Source organism: Thermomonospora umbrina (genome assembly GCF_003386555.1).
Classification (GTDB): Bacteria; Actinomycetota; Actinomycetes; order Streptosporangiales; family Streptosporangiaceae; genus Thermomonospora; species Thermomonospora umbrina.
Genome location: NZ_QTTT01000001.1, coordinates 3720274 through 3738892, shown reverse-complemented (window position 1 = coordinate 3738892; position 18619 = coordinate 3720274). Strand labels below are relative to the sequence as shown.

Genomic DNA, 18619 nt, shown 5'->3' with positions numbered 1-18619 from the left:
CGGCGTGCCGAAATAGCGGGAGATGCGGCGGTGTTGCCCCGGCATGAGCAAACAGCGCGGTGTGCGGATCGAGCCCAGCGGCAAGCGGGTGCGCGTCTACCTCGGGGGTGAGGCGGTGGCCGACACCACCCGCCCGACGCTGGTGTGGGAGGGCCCCTACGCCCCCGTCTACTACTTCCCCGTCGATGATGTGCGCCTCGATGTTCTAACGCCCGATGAGGAGACCAAGCGTTCGGCCAGCCGTGGAGACGCGACCCTCTACACGGTGAGGGTCAACGGTGTCGTGGCCCCCGGAGCGGCCCTGCGCTACGAGCAGTCCCCCATCGAGGAGCTTCGCGACCTGGTCCGTTTCGAGTGGGACGCCATGGAGGCGTGGTTCGAGGAGGACGAGGAGGTGTTCTCCCACCCCCGCGACCCGTACCACCGCGTCGACGTCCTGGCGAGCTCCCGCCACATCCGCGTCGAGGTCGGCGGGGTCACGGTCGCGGAGTCGTCCGCCCCTCGCCTGCTGTTCGAGACCGGCTTCCCGGTCCGTTATTACCTGCCGAAGACGCACGTGAGAATGGACCTTCTGGAACGCACGAACACGTCCACGCACTGCCCGTACAAGGGCGTGGCCGAGTACTGGTCCGTTCGCGCCGAAGACGAGGTCCACGAGGACGTGGTGTGGTCATACCGTCACCCTCTTGTGGAGAGTCAGCAGGTGGCGGGTTATGTGTCGTTCTACAACGAGAAAGTCGACATCTGGGTCGACGGCGTGAAGGAGGAACGGCCGACGACCATCTTCGCCTGAGTTCAGTCGTACGCGGCGTCGTGCTGTCGGCGGGGCGCGCAGACGGAGGCGGACGGGCAGGAGCAACGGCGACCGCCGTCGAGGCGGACGGTGACCTCGTCGGCGGGGACGTTGCGGCCGACGACCTGGCCCTCGCCCTCGGGGGTCTCGACGCGCTGGCCGAGTCGGGGCATCCGCTGGTGGGCCTCCACGTACAGGGGATGCTCGTACTTGAGGCAGCACATCAGCCGTCCGCAGGCGCCCGCGATGCGCAGCGGGTTGACGGGGAGGTCCTGCTCCTTGGCCATGCGGACGGAGACGGGCTCGAAGTCCTTGAGGAACGTGGCGCAGCACAGGTCACGGCCGCAGGGGCCGATCCCGCCTTGGAGCCGGGCCTCGTCGCGGGGGCCGACCTGCCGGAGCTCGACCCGCGAGCTCACGGTGCGGGCCAGGTCGCGGACGAGGGCGCGGAAGTCCACCCGGTGCGGGGCGGAGAAGTACACCTTGACGACGTTGTCGTCGTCGAGGTAGTCGACCCCGATGACCTTCATCGGCAGCCCGTGCTTGCGGATCAGCCGCTTGGCGATGCCGCGGCCCTCCGCCCTGCGCCGCCGGTTGGTCTCGTCACGGGCGAGGTGCTCGTCCCCGGCGATGCCCGCGCAGACCGGGAGGCCGTCGATGTCCTCCGACACCCACTGGGGCGCCCACACGCACTCGGCGACCTCGGGCCCGGAGTCGGTGGGGACGAGCACCTTGTCGCCCACCTTGGGCGAGTGGGACCCGGGGTCCAGGTAGTAGAGCCGGCCGTAACGGGTGAAACTGACCGCCATCACCATGCCCATGCCGGGTACCCCCTCGCCGCATCGCGTGCCCTCACCCTAGTGCGCGCCCTGCGAGGGCGATGTGACGTGGATCACCAGGCGACGTCGGTGAACTCCTTCGCGGGCAGCACCCGAACGGGTGTGTCGCGGACCAGCTCGTCGATGAGGCGGGACATCAGCGGTGCGGAGAAGGAGTCGCGACCGAGGCCGGGGAAATCACCGGAGCCGTCCAACGGCTGCTTCCACAGGGATTGAACGGGCCGCCCGTCGCGGGCGGAGAACTCGTGGAACGTCAACGCCGCCGGGCCCCGGACACCGGCCACGATCGTTCCGCCGTTCTTGGAGAGCACCGCCGCGAAGGCCCCCTCGGGCAGGGTGAGGAGGGGCCGGCTGGCCCCGAGGCTCCCGTTGGGCGCCGTGGCGTTGAGGGTGCGGACCTGCCGCCGTTCCGCGCCGTTCCGCGTGGTGGTCCAGACGAACGAGAGGATGTCACCGGCCCAGGACAGGCTGCTGATGCGCCCCTTGGAGGCGGTCGTCCACTTCCGTCGGTCGGCGGGCCGCGCGGAGGCGATCTCGATCTGGCTGGTCCCGCCGCCGTAGGTGACGTACGCGATCCGGTGGCCGTCGACGTTCACCGCCATGTCGGAGCCGCCGTTGGAGACGCCGCGCAGCGTCACCCCGGGGATCTGCGTCAGGTCCTTCGGCAGTCCGTCCTTGGAGAGGACGAGGTCGTGGAACGAGATCTGGCCCTCCCCGTACGCCGACACCACGTACGACCCGTCACCGGCAGTGGCCACCTGGTGGAACCGCCGCCCGCGCGGAGCCCCCACGTCCACGCCGATGTCCTCGCCGGTCTCGATGTCACGGACGACGAGCGCGTCGCCCGTACCGCGAACGGCGGCGACGAACTTCGAACGGCGCTCCTTCTGCGTGGCCTCGGCGACCGGCTCGGCGGTCTTCTCCTCGGTGTCGCCCTGCCGCGACCCGATCGCGTCGACGACCCCGGCGACCACCAGCGCGCCCGCCACGGCCGCGATCACCGGGATGACGCCCTCCTTCATCAGCCCGCCGGACCGTACGCCGCGCCGCTTCGCCTTCCCGGACCCGCGGCGACCCCTCTGCCGGGCGTCTCCGGCGTCCTGAGGGCCCCTGGCGTCCCCACCCTCCCGCTGCCGGGCCTCTGCGGGCTCTCCCTCGCCCCTGGAGCCCGTGGGCCCCGGTACGGGTCCGTCGCTCCGTGGGGCCTCGGGCTCTGACCACCCGGCTCCCCCCGCCTGCCGCGACCGGTCCCACCACGGGTCACCGGGGGCCTGCGAGTCCGCCCCCCGGGGACTCCCGGGTACGGAGGAGTCCGGCCGCGAGGCGTCGCCGAGGGGGAGGGAACCCTCCCCTTGCCACCGGGGGTCCTCGGGTCCCTGGGAGCCGTCACGCGTGTCGTCCATGGGTTCCGCCGTATCGCCCTCTCCGTGTCGCGGACGAAGGGGTCCGTTCCCCACCGCCCGCCTGCCGGCCGCCCCGCCACGTCGAACGCCCAAGAGGCGAACGACGGCGACGACCAACAGTCCGGCCAGCACGATCCCCAGGATCCCGAACGCGCCGTCCCGCAGCAGGGTGCCGGACCGTCCGCCGGTCCCGCGGCCTCTTTCGCGCATGTCGTCCACCTGGTACGCGCACCGACCTCTCATGTCGCGAACCAGATTGTCTTATCTCACCACTGGGTTCCACAAATGGTGTTTCGCCGGAAAGTCACCAGGAAACCCGCAACGCCGCCCGTGCCGCGTCCACCGCGGCCGACCGGTACGAGCCCCCGTACAGCACCACATGGACCAGCAGCGGGTGCAGCCGGTGCAGCGGAACCCTGGCCCGCCAACCGTCGGCGAGCGGCCATATCTCCTGGTAGGCGGCCATGACCCGGTCGAGGTACGGAGCCCCGAACAGGTCCAGCATGGCCAGATCCGTCTCCCGGTGGCCGCCGTGCGCCGCCGGGTCGACCAGCCACGCCCGTCCTCCGGACCACACCACGTTGCCCGACCAGAGATCGCCGTGAATACGGGCGGGCGGCTCGGCGGGGCCCCCCAACTCCTCGATCCGGTCCATCACGCGCTCGATCAGCCGTACGTCCGCATCACCGAGATGCCGCGCGGCCCGCCTCAGGTAGGGGGCGATGCGCCGCTCGGCGTACCAGCGCGGCCAGTCCCCGGCCCGGGTGTTGTCGAGCGGCAGGTGGGCGATGTACCCCTGCCATGGGGCCCCGAACGATTCCGCCCCGGCGGCGTGCAGAACCGCCAACTCCCGACCGAACCGCTCGGCCGCCTCCCGAGACGGCGCCTCCGAGGGCAACCACGGCAGCACGAGGAGGCTCTCATCGGCCCCCAACACCTCGGGCACCGGCGCCCCGCCACTCGCACCCCCGCGTCCGCCCCCGCCCTGTCGCCCGGCCCCACTCCCGCCGTCGCTTCGGCCGCCGCTTCCGGCCCCGCCGTCGCCCTCGCCCAGCCAGCGCAGCCCGGCCGCCTCGGCGGCGAACACCCCGGCCTCGTCGTCCGGAGCCGTTCCAGGGTCGGCGGCCTTGACGAAGACCTCGCGGCCGTCCGCCAGAGTCCCTCTGAAGAGGGTCCACGCATGACCGGAGCCCACGCGGGCGACGCGCTCGACCGGGACGCCGAGCAGCCGCTCCAGCCCGGCGGGGACCATCGGTCAGCGTCCCTTGAGACCGGCGCGCACCTCGTCGAGCAGCCCGGGAACGGCCGCCTCGATCAGCTCTCTGACGTGCTCGAACCCCGTGTCGTCCCCGTAATACGGATCGGGAACGTCAAGGTCCCCGTCGGCCGCCGGGTCGAACTCCCGCAGCAGCCGGATCCTGCCGCGGGCTTCATCGTCCGGCGCCATCGCCCGCAGCTCCCGCAGATGCCCGCGGTCCAGGGCGACGATCAGGTCGTAGTGCTCGAACCACTCCCGTTCGAACCGCCGCGCCCGATGCGCGGACCGGTAGCCGCCCCGGGTCAGCGTCCGCACGGTCCGGTGGTCGGCGTCGTCGCCCTCATGCCAGCCGTCGGTCCCCGAACTGTCCACCTCGACGTCCAGCCCCGCCTCGTCGACGTGATGACGAAAGATCCACTCCGCCATCGGCGAGCGGCAGATGTTGCCCGTACAGACGAACGTGACCCGGTACGACATGCCCCCATCCTGCCCGACCACCTCTTCGCCGCGCCCTCGGAGGACGAGCGCGCTAGGAGGTGCGCAGGGCGAGGGTCATGGCCTCGACGGCCAGGAGGGGGTTGACGTTGGCTTCCACGCGTTGGCGGCATTCCATGATCGCCTCTAGGCGGCGCAGGGTGGCCTCGGGGGTGCCGGTGGAGGCGGCGGAGCGGAGTTCGGCCGAGCGGTCGCCGTTGACCGGTTCCACGGGAGAGCCCAGTTGGAGGGCCAGGACATCGCGGTAGTACGAGGCGAGGTCCAGCAGGGCGCGGTCGAGGAAGTCGCGCTTGACGCGGGTGGCCCGCGACTTCTGGCGGTCCTCCAAGTCCTTGAGGGCCCCCGCGGTGCCGCGGGGCATCCGGCCCTTCTCGCTCTCCCCCAGAGCGCGGCGGAGGTCGGAGGTCTCGGGCTCGTTCAGCTCCTCGGCGGTGGCCTTGGCGTCCGCCTCGGCGGCGGCGACCAGGGCGGCGGCGGCGTTCACGGCCGGCGCGACGCCCGTCAGTCGTCGGGGGAGGCTCAACACCTCGGCACGCCGTTTGCGGGCCTCAGGGTCGGTGGCGAGCTGCCGAGCGCGGCCGATGTGCCCCTGGGAGGCCCGCGCGGCCTCGGCGGCGATCTCGGCGTCGATCCCGTCCCGCAGGGTGAGCACGTCGGCGATGGCCGAGGGCGAGGGCGTGCGCAGGGTGACCAGCCGGCAGCGGGACCTGATCGTCGTCACCAGGTCCTCCGGGGAGGGCGCGCACAGCAGCCAGACGGTCCTGGGCGGCGGCTCCTCGATCGCCTTGAGCAGCGCGTTGGCGGCCGCCTCGGTGGCGAGGTCGGCGTTCTCGAACAGCACGATCTGCCAGCGCCCGCCGCTCGGCGAGGAGGCGGCCCGCAGCACCAACTCCCGGGTCTGCCGCACACCGTAGGACAGCCCCGACGGCCGTACGACCTCGATGTCGGCGTGCGTCCCCTGCAACGTCTGGTGGCAGGACGCGCAATGCCCACAGCCCGGCGGCGTCTCGCGGCACTGCAACGCCGCCGCGAAGGCCCGTGCGGCGGTCCCCTGCCCCGACCCGGGAGGCCCGGTGAACAACCAGGCATGCGTCATCCCGGCGGCGGCCCGCTCGTCCCGGCCCAGCGCCGCTGCCCCGGCCTCCGCCGCCGCCGCCAACTGCCGCGCCACGGGCTCCTGCCCCACCAGGTCATCCCACACGCTCATGGCACCCAAGGTTAGGGCCACCCCCACCCCACCCGTCCCCCATCACCGAACGGCGCCGTCCTAGCGCTCTTGCGGATATCCCCACGCGCGCCCAGTGCCCTTGTACTCCTCAACACTGATCGGCTCGACACGCTCACGCATGCGATCGAGGTAGAGAGAGCCGTACAAATGGTCGATCTCATGGGCGACGAGCCGAGCGAGCCCGTCCGAGAAGGCGGTGATGACCCGGCGGCCCTCGATGGTCGTGTGCTCGACCTCCATGCGCAGGGGCCGCGGGACGAGACCCCGCACGTCGAAGAACGAAAGGCAGCCCTCGTACTGCTCGTCGGACTCCCCGGACTCGGAGATGAGCCTCGGGTTGAAGAGGGTGATCGGCGTCGCGTCATCGCCGGGCGGCTGAACGATCGCCGCGGCCCGCCCCACTCCGATCTGCGGGGCCGCCAGCCCCATGCCCTTCCCGAACACGTGATGCTCACGAACCCGCTGCATGGCGGCCAGCAACTCATCGGCGAGCCGACGCGCCTCCCCCGCCTCGTCCGGCAGCGCGAACGGCCGCGCGACGGCCGCGAGGATCGGGTCGCCTCGCTGAACGATCCCGGCAGCCCTCATCCGATCGCTCGCAAGCCGCAGCTCGGGCCGCGCCACAGCCTCATCCTCGGTCGCTCCAGAGAAGGGCGGCTCGGACGTCACTCCGTCCACCCGACCGCGCCGTGACCCGGTGGCTGAACGCCTGCCAGGGGCACGAATGGGGACCCACCACCGCGTCGGCGTCCTTGCCGTCTTGCACGGCCGCGGACGCCGTCAGAGCGGCTACTTGGGCCACACCGCACTGGACAAGCCTGGGTCGTCATCCTGGACGTCCTCGCATTGGTCAGGCCGGATCGACGTTCCACTCATAGTCGAGGGTCCACAGGTGCGTGGGCATCACGTGAACGCAGACCTCGACGGGCCGGTCGTCGGCCGTCCACCCGACATGCGTGATGACGTAGACCCGCTGGTCGGCGGACATCTGGAGGAATTGCGCCTCGTCCTCTCCGGGAGGGCGGACCGTGATGCGCTCGCTCATGCGGACCTGCCGGTACCCGAGCTCCGCCATGCGACTGACCATTCCGCCAGGACCCTGGTCGGGCTCTTCCAGGACGGTGCCCGCAGCGATGTCGAGCGGGATGTAGCTGGGCGCGATCTGCACAGGGACAGCATCGGCGAACATCCGCCGCGACCGGACGACGACCTCCTGACCCGCTTCGGTGCCCAGGATCTCCGCCACCTCGGCCGGAGGAGCGACACGACCCACGGTGAGATCGGAACGCGGCTCCATGCCCAGTTGGCGCACTTCGTAGTCGAAGGCCCCACGGGCGCGCTCTCGGCTGTCCTTGCGGTAGCGGAGCATCGCGTTGCGGCTGATCCGCGGGCTCATGGCGTTCACTCTGGCACCCCTTCCCGTCACGCGAGCACCGCCGTGGCCGGGGGCTGGACCCGATCACCATGAGTATGCGGGCGGCAACACCATGAGACCGCCACCATTCAGCGGACCGCAATCGCCGGAAGGCCACGACACCTTCCCCGTTGAGCGCTACTCCCGTGGGGCCAGGGCTCCGGAGGGCGGGCTAGCGGAGCTCGCCCTCCGCGATCCGTCGGCTGAACGTCCGCCACGCGGAGCGGGAGAAGGCCAAGGCCACTCCGTGGGGGTCCTTGCTGTCGCGCACCGCCACGGACACCGCCAACTCGGCAACCTCCACACAGTTGCCGTTCTGACCGCTCCGAGAACTCTTGCGCCACCTGGCACGGGACATGTCGGGGATGGTCATCCCGCGCCCCCTTTCTGAGGGTCGCTCACTTGGTTGCATCTGCCACGCGCTGAATGAGCGCCACCGAGTCGTCAGGGTGTAGCGCAGCCGCGCGTAGACGGTCAAATGCAAGCATAAACGAGGAGACGTCCTTCGCGCCGTCCAGGTAGAGGCCCTCAGGGATGGTCTCCAGGTACACCACGTCCGGGTCGGTGGGCTCGGGGAAGTCCAGGATGACGAACGGGCCGGTCGTCCCGGCATGCGCGCCTGCTCCGAACGAGACAACTTGGATCGTCGTCCTTCCCCGTTCGGCCGTCTCGACCAGATGATGCAGTTGGCCGCGCATGATCTCGTCGCCGCCGACCCTCCGATGCAGTGCCGCTTCGTCCATCACCGCCCAGAGACGGGGACGGTCTGCTCGTCCGAGGATCTCCTGCCTCGCCATCCGTACCTGCACTCGGCGTTCGATCTCATCAGGGTCCATTTCTTGAGGGCCACCACGGATCATGGCCCGGGCATAGTCGGCGGTTTGCAGCAGCCCCGGCACCATGATCGGCTCGAAGGTGCGGATGGTTGCTGCTCCCGCTTCCAGGCCGATGTACACCTCGTACGGATTGGGCAGCACGTCGCGGAACGAGTGCCACCATCCGGGTTTGCGAGCGTCGCGGGCAAGTTGGATGAGGCCGTCCTTCTCAGCCCCGGTCACGCCGTACAGGTCGAGCAACTCCCGAACGCTGCGCGGCTGTGGCTTGGAGCGGCCGGTCTCGATGCGGAACAGCGTGGAGCTGGACCACTCCAAGCGCTGCGAGACCTCGTCGCGCGACAGTCCGGCCACCTCTCGTCGCCTGGTCAGCTCCAGGGCGAGGCGGCGAGCGCGCAGCGTCGGGCTGTGACTGGGTTCCTGGCTTCGCGCCATCACCCCTCCTTGATTGTTAGCAGAATTCCATAAGCAGTATTGCATGAAGCTGTTCGATGGTGCAGTCTTGCCACAACAGACTGTCATCGCGTGTGTGCAGCGCGCAGGTGATTGATCGAAGGGGTCTCGGTCGACTGGGAGGAGGCGAGTGCCATGGATGAGCCGCCTGGTCCGGAAGGGGTGGCGCGGGTGCGGGTGCGGTTGTTGGGGGAGCTCGCCTTGGCGTTGGCGGAGTTGGGGCGGGACTCGTCCCTGCTGATGCGAGGTGGGGGCCAGGCGGTGCTGACGGTGTGGCCGAGCCGGAACGGGGCGGGCGACAAGCGGGAGGTCGTGGCCGTTCAGGACGGGAACGGGTGGTCGTTCCTGTGGTCCGGCGGGGCCCGGTGCGCGGTCGCGGACGAGGGGTCGCCACGCGTCGCGGCCTTCATGGTGACGCAGGCCCAGGCTGGAGGAAGGGCGTGAGGGCGACCGGGATCCGGCTCCTGGGCGGGCTTCGCGTACAGGAGGTCGTGTCGTTCCCGGCAGAGGACGGTGCACGAGTGGACGTGCGGGAGGTACGGCGGTTCGTGCGGAAGCGGCTGGACGGGACGGGTGTGGACGCGGCGGACCTGAGCGTCGTGGTCAGCGAGGTCGCCACCAACGCGGTGACGCACTCGCTGTCGGGGAAGCCCGGCGGGCGGCTGCGGGTGGCGGTGCTCGTCGCGCGGGATCGGGTGCGGCTGGAGTTCACCGACGACGGCGGACTGCCGGGACGGCCGAAGGGCCCGGACGGCGCGGAAGAGGGCGGGCGGGGGCTGCTGATCGTCGCCGGGCTGACCGACGCATGGGGCTGGGACGTGGGCGACGACGGCAGGACGACCGTGTGGGTCGACATGCTCCGGACGGCCCCCGGCTCCGCGCCGGCGTGACCCGTGCGGGGACGGCTAGTCGCGGATGATGGGGAAGGTGCTGGTGATGTCCTCGGTGCCGGCCGGGATCGGGTCGGGGAGGATCTCGCGGACGCGGTCGCGGATCTGGCGGGTGATGTCCTCCTGGGACTGGCCGGCGTCGATCACGAGGTAGCGGTCGGGGTCGGCCTCGGCGAGCTTGCGGAAGCCCCGGCGGACCCGTTCGTGGAACTCCCTGGGCTCGGACTCCATCCGGTCGGCGGGAGAGGCGAAACGGCCGAAGCCGGTCTCCGGGGGGACGTCCAGCAGGACCGTGAGGTGGGGGGCCAGCTCGCCGGTGGCCCAGCGGTTGACCTCGGCGATCTCGTCGACGGCGAGCTTGCGGCCATAGCCCTGGTAGGCCAGGGAGGAGTCCACGTACCGGTCGGTGACGACGATGGCGCCGCGTTCGAGGGCCGGGGTGATGACGTTGGCCACGTGATCGGCGCGGTCGGCCGCGTACAGCAGGGTCTCGGCGCGGGACGACAGGCCGGTGGTCTCCTTGTCGAGCAGGATGGCGCGCAGCCGCATGCCGACCTTGGTGGCGCCGGGCTCGTTGGTGGTGACGACGTCGTAGCCGTGGTCGCGCAGCCAGATCGCGGTCAGCCGCGCCTGGGTGGTCTTGCCGGCGCCCTCGCCGCCCTCGAACGCGATGAAGACGCCTCGGGTGCGGGTCTCTTGGACGTCGGTGCCGGGGGGGACGTACGGGACGCCGCGCAGAGCCGCCGACAGCTCGCCCGTCAGGGGAACGCCTCGGCGGTCGTCGAGCTGCCGGTACGCGACGAGCCCGGCCAGCAGCGTCAACACGGCGGTGCCCAGGAGGACGGCCCCGGTGCCGTCGAAGCTGTAGGCGGCGTCGTCGGCAGGCGCGAAGCGATGCCGCCCGGTCAGCCCGGCGACCACGGGGGCGACGATCAACACCATGAGCAGCACGACGTGGACGAGAGACTGCAGGAACGCCTGCGCGGGGCCGCGCGCCTCCTCGTCGGCCTCCCGCTGGATCAGGGTGCGGGCGGTGGCCCAGGCGACCCCGACCGTCCAGCCCAGCAGCCCGGTGAGGGTCACCGCGACCACCAGGTTCTGCACCAGGGCGAGGGCGATCTGGGTCAGGCCGGCGGCGATGACCGCCAGGCCGAGCAGCCGCCGCCGGCTGAAGTCGCCCAGCATCCGCGGGCCCACGAACAGCCCGAACGCCATGCCGAGGAACGCCGCGCCGAACAGCGCCCCGTACCCGGCGTCGCCGCCGTGCAGCGTGCCGACGTGGACCCGTGCGACACCGACCACCGCGCCGCCCGCCAGGAACGCGCCCGCGAGCCCGATCGCCAACCCCCGCACCACGGGCACGGCCGCCACGACCCGACGACCCGCCCCCAGCCCGGCGACACCGCCGGCCCCTCCGGCCCCGGAGTGCACCGCGTCCTGTCCCCCACGAGCCGGCGGGGCCGAGGGCGTGGCGGGGCCCTCCCAGGAGGGCGCACCGGTGCCCCGGGACGGGATGCCCTGGGCCGTGAAGACCGCGACCGCCGAGAGCAGGAAGACCGCCGCGGTGACGTACGCGGGCAGGTCGGCCCGCAGGTCCTCGTCCAGCAGCCCGCCCGCGAGCAGCGCCAACAGGGCGAACAGAAGCCCGGCCACCGGCGCGGCCCCGTACAACGTGCGCAGCGCGAGCCGGCGCGCGTCGGCCGCGCGGTCGGGGCCGGCCATGTCGGCGAACGCGGAGTCGGCGGCCGCCCGCCACAGCGGCGTCAGGCATCCGGTGAGGAACGCCGCGGCCACCAGCCACACCGGCCGGCCCACCAACGGTGCCGACAGCAGCAGCCCGAAGCGCGCCACGTCCACGGCGGCCATGGTCGTCCGACGGTCGAGCCGGGCCGCGGCGGCGGCCGCGGGCGACCCGAGGACCAGCCCCGGCAGCACCGCGGCGACCAGCACACCGCCGACCCAGTACGTCTGCTCCGCGAAGCCCTCGCCCGATGTCAGGGCGGCGGCCAGCGCGGTCAGCGCCAGCAGGCCGAGCCAGTCACCGAGGCCGGACAGCGACAGGGCGACCCAGAGCCTCCGCAACGGCCTGATCGACAGCACACCCGGCTGCTCGGCCGCGCCCGTTCTCGTCATGTTGGTCAGAGTATCGACGCCACAGTCCGTTGGGGGAAGACTCCACAGGCCTGTTGATAACCGTTCGGAGGCCGGGTCGGGTGGGGGTCACACGGCCCGGCCTCCGGAGGCGTTCAGGAGGTCGACTTGGCGGAGGGCTTCTTCGCCGGGGTCTTCTTGGGGGTGGTGGCCTTCTTGGCCGGGGCGCGTCGGGCGGCGGGCTTCTTGCCGCCGTCGGCGGCGACCTTCTCGCGGCGTTCGGCCAGGAGTTCGGCGGCCCGTTGGATGGTGATCGACTCGACCTCGTCGCCCTTGCGGAGGCTGGCGTTGGTCTCCCCGTCGGTGACGTACGGGCCGAAGCGACCCTCCTTCACCACCACCGGCTTGCCGCTGGCCGGGTCGTCGCCCAGCTCGCGCAGCGGGGGCGCCGCCGCGGCCCGGCCCCGGCCGCGCTGCTTGGGCTGCGCGAACAGGTCCTTGGCCTGGTCGAGGGTGACCGTGAACAGGTCCTCCTCGGCCCCCAGCGAACGGGTGTCCGTGCCCTTCTTGACGTACGGGCCGAACCGTCCGTTCTGCGCGGTCACCGGCTCGCCGTCCAGCTCGCCGAGGGTGCGCGGCAGGGCCAGCAGCTTGAGCGCGTCGTCCAGCGTGATGGTGTCGAGGCTCATCGACTTGAACAGCGACGCGGTGCGCGGCTTGGGCGCGTCCTTCTTCTTGCGCCCGGACGCGGTGGTGGTCAGCTCCTCGGGCAGGACCTCGGTCACGTACGGCCCGAACCGGCCCGACTTGGCCACGACCGGGTGCCCCGACTCGGGGTCGTCGCCCAGCTCACGGTCGCCGCTGGGCTGCGCGAACAGCTCCTCGGCCTTGTCGGGGGTGAGCTCGTCGGGGGCGAGGTCCTCGGGGATGTTGACGCGCTCCTCGGCCCCGTCCCTGGTGCGGATCAGGTACGGCCCGTACCGGCCGACCCGCGCGGTGATGTCACTGCCCTTGATCGGGAACGAGCTGACCCCGATGGCGTCGATCTCGCCGAGGTCGGTGACCAGGTCCTTCAGGCCGGTCTCGGCGCCGCCGGTCCCGTTGCCGTCGCCGAAGTAGAAGCGGCGCAGCCACGGCACCCGCTCCGCCTCGCCGCGGGCGATCAGGTCGAGGCTGTCCTCCATCCGGGCGGTGAAGTCGTAGTCGACCAGGTGCCCGAAGTGCTTCTCCAACAGGTTGACCACGGCGAACGCCAGGAAGGACGGCACCAGCGCCGTGCCCTTCTTGAAGACGTAGCCGCGGTCGAGGATCGTCCCCAGGATCGAGGCATACGTGGAGGGGCGGCCGATCTCCCGCTCCTCCAGCTCCTTGACCAGGGTGGCCTCGGTGTAGCGGGCCGGCGGGCGGGTGCTGTGCCCCTGCGCCTCCAGCCGCTCGGCGGTCAGCGGGTCGTCCTCGGCGAGCGTCGGCAGCCGTCGCTCGCTGTCGTCGGCGTCGGTCTCCGGGTCGTCGGCGCCCTCGACGTACGCCTTCAGGAAGCCGTAGAAGGTGATCGTCTTGCCGGTCGCGCCGAACTCGGCCTCCTCGCCCGCCGTGGACGTGCCGACCACGCGCACCGACACCGACTGGCCGGTGGCGTCCTTCATCTGGGACGCGATGGTGCGCTTCCAGATCAGCTCGTACAGCCGGAACTGGTCGCCGGTCAGCCCGGTCTCACCCGGGGTGCGGAAACTGTCACCCGCCGGACGGATCGCCTCGTGCGCCTCCTGCGCGTTCTTGACCTTCTTGGCGTACGTGCGCGGCTTGTCGGGCACGTACTGCGCGCCGTACAGGGCGGTGGCCTGCGCGCGGGCGGCGGTGAGGGCGGTCGCCGACAGGTTGATGCTGTCGGTTCGCATGTAGGTGATGAAGCCGTTCTCGTACAGCTTCTGCGCCACCTGCATGGAGTACTTGGCGGAGAACCCCAGCTTTCGGCTGGCCTCCTGCTGCATGGTGGTCGTCCGGAACGGCGCGTACGGCTTGCGGGTGTACGGCTTGCGCTCCACGGACTTGACCGCGTACGGACGTCCGGCCAGTCGCTCGGTCAGCCCCCGCGCCGCGTCCTCGTCCAGATGCAGCAGGTCGGCGGCCTTCAGCTCGCCCTGCGCGGAGAAGTCACGGCCCTGCGCGACCCGCCTGCCGTCCACGCCGACCAGGTGCGCGGTGAACGACTTGGGCCCGTCCTCCGGGGTGCCGGCGGTGGCGAAATCGGCCTCGATGTCCCAGTAGTGCGCGGGAACGAACGCGATCCGCTCCCGTTCGCGCTCCACGACCAGACGGGTGGCGACGGACTGCACCCGGCCGGCCGACAGGCCCTGCATGATCTTGCGCCACAGGACGGGGCTCACCTCGAACCCGTACAGCCGGTCCAGGATCCGTCGCGTCTCCTGCGCGTCGACGAGCTTCAGGTCGAGGTCGCGCGGGTTGGCGGCGGCGTTCCGGATCGCCTCGGGGGTGATCTCGTTGAAGACCATCCGGTGCACCGGGACCTTGGGCTTGAGCACCTCGCGCAGATGCCACGCGATCGCCTCGCCCTCTCGGTCCTCGTCCGTCGCGAGGAAGAGCTCGTCGGCCTCCTTCAGCGCCTTGCGGAGCTTGGCGACCTGGCTCTTCTTGTCCGCGGTGACGACGTAGAACGGCTCGAAGTCATGCTCGACGTCGACACCCAGCTTGGCCCAGGGCTGGCTCTTGGCCTCCTCCGGCATGTCCGCCGGACGTGGGATGTCGCGGATGTGGCCGATACTGGACTCGACGACGTAGCCGCTGCCCAGGTATCCGGCGATCGTCTTCGCCTTCGCGGGCGACTCGACGATCACCAGTCGTGTACCGCCGGACGCCGCGGCCGGACCCCGGCCACGCTGTGCTGTGCCGTTCTTGGCTGGCACGATCGCTCCAACCCTCACTATCCTCGTCCGTCACGTGCGACGACTGCGTCGGGACCTCCCCGGCGTCCCCTGGAATCCCTCCGGGGGCACCGTGGGACGTCCCCTGGAGAACAACGTGGAAGGCCGCCGCAACCTTTCCCTCGGTCGGGCCGTCCTCGCGGGTTCCCTGCGCCGCGAACCTCCGACAGGATGACACGTCCCCACCGGCCCCGCAGACCTGGACCGCCCGAGGATCTCCGGGGGATCCCCCGCGGAGCCTCCTCATCGGGCGTTCATGGGGCCATAATGAGGGGTAATGGCGGAGTACACCTACATCGTCCTGCGCCTGCCGCGCGGCACCACTCGCGACGCCGCCCGGCAGCTCATGACCGAGCACGCCGAGTACGGCGGCTGGGAGCTCGACCGTCTGCGCCTCTACCCCGACGGTAGCCGCCGAATCCAACTGCGCCGCAAGGTCATCCGCCAGGTCCGCACCGCCTAGCCGACGGCACGCCGGGGCTCGCGGGTCTCGTGCCCTCGTCATGGGGGGCGGATCCTTTGTGGGGATTTGGGCGTTCGATTCTTCGGCGATGATGCTGTCCCGTTCTGGACGGCAGGGGTCGTTCGCGCGCGGGGCTTTGCCCGCCCCGGGCCGCGCTCCCGGGACGGACAAAGCGACTCACAGGCCGTCCTTCTTCTACGGCCACTTCCTTGGGTGCCTCGCGGGGACCCGCCCTCACGGGCGTCCGACGGGCGGGGCGGCTCGAAGATCCGCGCCGCCCCGCCGCAGCCCTCGCGGGCCGGCCTACTTGCGGACGGCCCTGCGGCGGTTGAGGCCCACCAGGGCGGAGAGCGTCGTCATCATGGCCGCGACGGCGACCAACCACGAGGCGCCGGCGCTCTCCCGCCCGTCCAGCAGCGGCTCCCCTCCGGCCACCCGCCGGACGTCGTTCAGCTCGGCGGGAACGGCCCCGACCCCCTGGACGACATCACCGACGGCCGACCCGGCGGCGTCGGCGGCCTGGCCCGCAGCCCCGCCGGCCTGGCCGAGCACATTCCCTCCGGGCAGGTCCCCGGTCGGCGCGTTCCCTCCATGCAGGTCCCCGGTCGGCGCGTTCCCGGTCGGCAGGTTCCCAGTCAGTGCGTTCCCTCCCGGCAGGTTCCCGGTCGGCGCATTCCCGATCGGCAGGTCCCCGATCGGCGCGTTCCCGGCCGGTGCGTTCCCTCCAGGCAGGTTCCCGACCGGTGCGTTCCCGGTCGGCAGGTTCCCGGTCGGCAGGTTCCCGATCGGTGCGTTCCCGGTCGGGAGACCGATGACGGGCGTGCCGGGCATTCCCGGAACGAGCGCGCCCGAGGCGGTGAGCAGCGGCCCGACCGGGCCGCCCGCGGCAGGCGTGTTCACCCCGCTGGCGACCGGGCCCACGTCGATGCCCTTCGGCGTCTTCCCGGCGGGACTCACCGGGCCGCCGGTCGCCGGGTCCTCGGTCGACGGGCGGTCCGAGGCGGCCGGGGCCGGCAGCGTCCGATGGCCCTGGCCGCCCGTCCTCGGCGTCACCGGCATCTCGGTGACCGGCAGCTTCGGCAGGTCGGGAAGGGCCGGCGGCTTCACGCCCCCGACCACATCCGAGCCCGTCACCGGAACCTGCACCGGCAACGCCGGCAGCCTCACCTGAGGCACCTCCGGGTCGACCGGTGCGCGACCCAGCCCGTTCGGGAGTCCGTTCGGCGTGACCGTGCCCGCCCCCGGCCGCACCGGGATCCGGAACGAGACGGCGCGCGTCACCCCGAGCGCCGGCGGCCGCGCCGGAAGGACACCGGCCATCGGCATGGTCCGCGCCATGGAGAGCACGCGGGGCTGCCCGAAGTTCCCGCCCGTACGCGGCATCGAGGCCATGTGGTCGGCGGTCTGCGCGCGAGTCCCCCGGTACTCCCGCAGGAACCCCGGCAGCCCGGGTGTCAGGCTGCCCGAAGCACCCTGAGGCGTCTCGGGCGCCCCGAACGGCCCGGGGCGCACCGGCACATCAAGGTCACCGACCCCGCCGGGCCCCGCCGGCAGCCCGGCGGCACGAGCAGGAACACCGGGCGCACGGAGGTCCCTGTGAACGTCGGACGTACCGTGGCCGACCGGAACGCCGGACGTACCGAGGTCCCCATGGACGTCGGACGTCCCGTGGCCGAGGGGAACGGCGGGCACCCCGAGGCTTCCTTGAAGGTCGGACGTCGCCTGGCCGACCGGAACGCCGGGCGCACCGAGGACTCCTCGAAGGTCAGACGTTCCCTGGCCGACCGGAACGCCGGGCGCACCGAGGACCCCGTGGACGTCGGACGTTCCGTGACCCAGGGGAACGGCGGGCGCGGCGAGGCTGCCCTGGAGGTGGGGCGTTCCGGGAGCGACGGGCGCGGTCGGGAGTTCGGGGGCGTTCGGCCCGGACGGAGCACCCGGGGCCTTGGGGAGGCCCAGACCGTCCAACGCGTTCGGCAGGGAGGGGGTGCCGCCCGGGACGGTCGCGTCCGGCAGCTTGGGCAGGGCGGGCAGTGGCGAGGTCGGGTCCACGGGCGCCACCTTCGTCACGTTGGGGAGGGTCGGCAGGCCGGGCACGTCCGCAGTCGGCGGCTGTGCCGGGAGCTGAGGCAGCGTCGCCTTCTGAGCCGGTCTCGGTCGGGACACCTCTCGCGGGTCGCCCTGCGTCGACGGTCGGGCGGGCAACTGCACGTTCCCGGGGAGCTCCGGGCCGGCGGGGGCCGGCACCGTGGGCATTCCAGGGGCCGACGGCGCCCGCCACCCCGCCGGGACGGCCGGGACCGCCGGGGCCGGGACCTCGGGGGCGCCCGGGAGGGTCGGCACCTCTACTCCCTCGGGGGTCTTCAGCCCCTTCGGCGGCTCGGGCCTGAGCGGCTGAACGGCCCCGGGGGCGGTCGGAGGCAGCTCAACGCTCCGCGCGTCCCCGGGGGCGTTGGGGACTTTCACGCCCTTCGGCACCGCAGGGATTTCTGGAGTCTCGGACCGGGTCGGCAGTTGCACGCCCTCCGGGAGCACGGGGTTGACCCGAGGCGCTCGGCTAGAAGCTGGCCGGATGCCCCCCGGCGTGTCCAAGCCCGGCACCTCGTAGGGGTACGCCCCATTGAGGACCTCGGGCCTCGTGGAGACCTGCGTCCCTCGCGGGGGCACGGGCACCTGCACGCCAGGGGGCAGGTCGGTCCCCTGGGGCTGCTCCCCCTGCGGCAGCCGAGCGGCCCCCGGCACGTCCGGGTGCCCAGGCACGTTCGGAAGGTCCTGCCCCAAGAGGCCGTGGTCGAGGCCCCCAGGGTGTCCGTGCGTCATGCCGTGCCCGGAACCGAGGGTCTCCTTCAGGCAACCGGCGGCCGCCGAGCCCAGCACCCCGACCGCGTTGCCGCACAGCTCGCTGGGAGCCGTGACCGGTGCCAGGGCCTGGTTGCCGGCGAGGTCGCCGCCATCGCCGAAGGTCGCCGCGTCCGTGCTCCGGCGGGGGGCCCCGGGCGCTGTGTCGGGGCCGTGGTAGCAGGATCCGGTGGCCGCGCCGCCGACCGCCACCGCGTTGCCGCACACGTCGACGGACGACGGGACCGGCGCGTTGAGCTGGTTGCCGCTGCCGACGCCGCCGCGACCGTCGGTGTACGCGTCACCGGACGGGGTTGTCGAGGATCGGCCGTCGTTCCGGCATTCGGCGTGCGCCGCTCCGAGGACCGCGACGGCGTTGCCGCAGACGGTCACGGGCATGCTCGTCGGCGCGTTGACCTGGTTGCCGCCGAGGATTCCGGACTCGCCGCCGGTGATGGCGTCGGCGTGCGCGCCGGGCGGGAACACGGTGCCGGCTCCGAGGGCGACGAAGCCCGCGGCGAGCAAGATGGTACGAGCGCTGCCCTTGGCCCACGTTCGCATGAATGCTCCATTCGGGGGGTGACTTGCATGGAAGGGGAGGACTTCTCGAACCGACACCGCGTCCACCGCCGGACCCGTGCACATCAGGGGTCACCGAACGAGGAGGCCCTCAGGGCAT

The 18619-nt window shown here is 72.0% G+C and carries 16 protein-coding genes; 4 read left to right on the top strand and 12 right to left on the bottom strand.

The genetic code is table 11. The features are described from left to right. The first annotated feature begins 43 nt into the window (after window positions 1-43). Window positions 44-793 carry a DUF427 domain-containing protein gene (locus tag DFJ69_RS16605; RefSeq protein WP_116023435.1) on the top strand — a complete coding sequence of 250 codons (750 nt, stop codon included), beginning with the start codon at window positions 44-46 and terminating at the stop codon, window positions 791-793. Window positions 794-795: 2 nt separating this feature from the next. On the opposite strand, the gene DFJ69_RS16600 is transcribed toward DFJ69_RS16605, so the two are convergent. The 9 genes from DFJ69_RS16600 to DFJ69_RS16560 form a co-directional block, all read right to left on the bottom strand. Beyond that, window positions 796-1614, bottom strand: coding sequence for a PSP1 domain-containing protein (locus tag DFJ69_RS16600; RefSeq protein WP_211328641.1), 819 nt, complete (start codon window positions 1612-1614; stop codon window positions 796-798). 71 nt (window positions 1615-1685) lie between these two features. After that, on the bottom strand, window positions 1686-2654 hold the full coding sequence (locus DFJ69_RS16595) for a hypothetical protein (RefSeq protein ID WP_116023434.1): 969 nt from the start codon (window positions 2652-2654) through the stop codon (window positions 1686-1688). A 685-nt stretch (window positions 2655-3339) separates the two neighbouring features. Next, window positions 3340-4287 (bottom strand): fructosamine kinase family protein, encoded by a 948-nt coding sequence (locus tag DFJ69_RS16590; RefSeq protein ID WP_116023433.1) that lies wholly within the window; start codon window positions 4285-4287, stop codon window positions 3340-3342. A 3-nt stretch (window positions 4288-4290) separates the two neighbouring features. Next, on the bottom strand, window positions 4291-4770 hold the full coding sequence (locus DFJ69_RS16585) for a low molecular weight protein-tyrosine-phosphatase (RefSeq protein ID WP_116023432.1): 480 nt from the start codon (window positions 4768-4770) through the stop codon (window positions 4291-4293). 52 nt (window positions 4771-4822) lie between these two features. Further along, complete coding sequence (locus DFJ69_RS16580; RefSeq protein WP_116023431.1) at window positions 4823-5995, bottom strand: DNA polymerase III subunit delta'; 1173 nt, start codon at window positions 5993-5995, stop codon at window positions 4823-4825. A 60-nt stretch (window positions 5996-6055) separates the two neighbouring features. Next, window positions 6056-6640: a peptide deformylase gene (locus DFJ69_RS16575; protein ID WP_245974424.1), complete on the bottom strand. Its 585-nt coding sequence runs from the start codon at window positions 6638-6640 to the stop codon at window positions 6056-6058. Between the two features lie 226 nt (window positions 6641-6866). After that, window positions 6867-7412 (bottom strand): GntR family transcriptional regulator, encoded by a 546-nt coding sequence (locus DFJ69_RS16570; RefSeq protein WP_116023430.1) that lies wholly within the window; start codon window positions 7410-7412, stop codon window positions 6867-6869. Window positions 7413-7602: 190 nt separating this feature from the next. Beyond that, entirely contained in the window at window positions 7603-7788 is a 186-nt protein-coding gene (locus DFJ69_RS16565) for a DUF397 domain-containing protein (protein ID WP_245974423.1), read from the bottom strand. A 40-nt stretch (window positions 7789-7828) separates the two neighbouring features. Next, window positions 7829-8698 carry a helix-turn-helix domain-containing protein gene (locus DFJ69_RS16560; protein ID WP_116023428.1) on the bottom strand — a complete coding sequence of 290 codons (870 nt, stop codon included), beginning with the start codon at window positions 8696-8698 and terminating at the stop codon, window positions 7829-7831. A gap of 153 nt (window positions 8699-8851) precedes the next feature. Between DFJ69_RS16560 and DFJ69_RS34350 the strand changes: the two genes are divergently transcribed. Both DFJ69_RS34350 and DFJ69_RS34345 read left to right on the top strand, forming a co-directional pair. Beyond that, entirely contained in the window at window positions 8852-9160 is a 309-nt protein-coding gene (locus DFJ69_RS34350; RefSeq protein WP_170177692.1) for a hypothetical protein, read from the top strand. A gap of 77 nt (window positions 9161-9237) precedes the next feature. Beyond that, complete coding sequence (locus DFJ69_RS34345) at window positions 9238-9606, top strand: ATP-binding protein (protein ID WP_170177691.1); 369 nt, start codon at window positions 9238-9240, stop codon at window positions 9604-9606. Window positions 9607-9621: 15 nt separating this feature from the next. Here DFJ69_RS34345 and tmk read toward each other — a convergent pair whose 3' ends face one another. Both tmk and topA read right to left on the bottom strand, forming a co-directional pair. After that, window positions 9622-11739, bottom strand: coding sequence for a dTMP kinase (gene tmk, locus DFJ69_RS16550; RefSeq protein ID WP_116023426.1), 2118 nt, complete (start codon window positions 11737-11739; stop codon window positions 9622-9624). Window positions 11740-11852: 113 nt separating this feature from the next. Beyond that, window positions 11853-14621, bottom strand: a complete 2769-nt coding sequence (gene topA / locus DFJ69_RS16545) for a type I DNA topoisomerase (protein WP_116023425.1) — start codon at window positions 14619-14621, stop codon at window positions 11853-11855. Between the two features lie 295 nt (window positions 14622-14916). Here topA and DFJ69_RS16540 point away from each other — a divergent pair, with 295 nt between their 5' ends. Then, window positions 14917-15102, top strand: a complete 186-nt coding sequence (locus DFJ69_RS16540) for a DUF5703 family protein (RefSeq protein ID WP_116023424.1) — start codon at window positions 14917-14919, stop codon at window positions 15100-15102. Between the two features lie 303 nt (window positions 15103-15405). On the opposite strand, the gene DFJ69_RS16535 is transcribed toward DFJ69_RS16540, so the two are convergent. Beyond that, window positions 15406-18501, bottom strand: a complete 3096-nt coding sequence (locus tag DFJ69_RS16535; RefSeq protein WP_170177690.1) for a chaplin family protein — start codon at window positions 18499-18501, stop codon at window positions 15406-15408. Window positions 18502-18619 lie beyond the last annotated feature (118 nt).

What these genes read in the sequence shown, in the direction of transcription:
- DFJ69_RS34350 (WP_170177692.1), top strand. Translation starts at nt 8,852, where the DNA reads ATGGATGAGCCGCCTGGTCCGGAAGGGGTGGCGCGGGTGCGGGTGCGG.
- DFJ69_RS16585 (WP_116023432.1), bottom strand. Translation starts at nt 4,770, where the DNA reads ATGTCGTACCGGGTCACGTTCGTCTGTACGGGCAACATCTGCCGCTCG.
- DFJ69_RS16580 (WP_116023431.1), bottom strand. Translation starts at nt 5,995, where the DNA reads ATGAGCGTGTGGGATGACCTGGTGGGGCAGGAGCCCGTGGCGCGGCAG.
- DFJ69_RS16595 (WP_116023434.1), bottom strand. Translation starts at nt 2,654, where the DNA reads ATGAAGGAGGGCGTCATCCCGGTGATCGCGGCCGTGGCGGGCGCGCTG.
- tmk (WP_116023426.1), bottom strand. Translation starts at nt 11,739, where the DNA reads ATGACGAGAACGGGCGCGGCCGAGCAGCCGGGTGTGCTGTCGATCAGG.
- DFJ69_RS16600 (WP_211328641.1), bottom strand. Translation starts at nt 1,614, where the DNA reads ATGGGCATGGTGATGGCGGTCAGTTTCACCCGTTACGGCCGGCTCTAC.
- DFJ69_RS16560 (WP_116023428.1), bottom strand. Translation starts at nt 8,698, where the DNA reads ATGGCGCGAAGCCAGGAACCCAGTCACAGCCCGACGCTGCGCGCTCGC.
- DFJ69_RS16535 (WP_170177690.1), bottom strand. Translation starts at nt 18,501, where the DNA reads ATGCGAACGTGGGCCAAGGGCAGCGCTCGTACCATCTTGCTCGCCGCG.
- DFJ69_RS16605 (WP_116023435.1), top strand. Translation starts at nt 44, where the DNA reads ATGAGCAAACAGCGCGGTGTGCGGATCGAGCCCAGCGGCAAGCGGGTG.
- DFJ69_RS16570 (WP_116023430.1), bottom strand. Translation starts at nt 7,412, where the DNA reads ATGAGCCCGCGGATCAGCCGCAACGCGATGCTCCGCTACCGCAAGGAC.
- DFJ69_RS16565 (WP_245974423.1), bottom strand. Translation starts at nt 7,788, where the DNA reads ATGTCCCGTGCCAGGTGGCGCAAGAGTTCTCGGAGCGGTCAGAACGGC.
- DFJ69_RS16540 (WP_116023424.1), top strand. Translation starts at nt 14,917, where the DNA reads ATGGCGGAGTACACCTACATCGTCCTGCGCCTGCCGCGCGGCACCACT.
- DFJ69_RS16590 (WP_116023433.1), bottom strand. Translation starts at nt 4,287, where the DNA reads ATGGTCCCCGCCGGGCTGGAGCGGCTGCTCGGCGTCCCGGTCGAGCGC.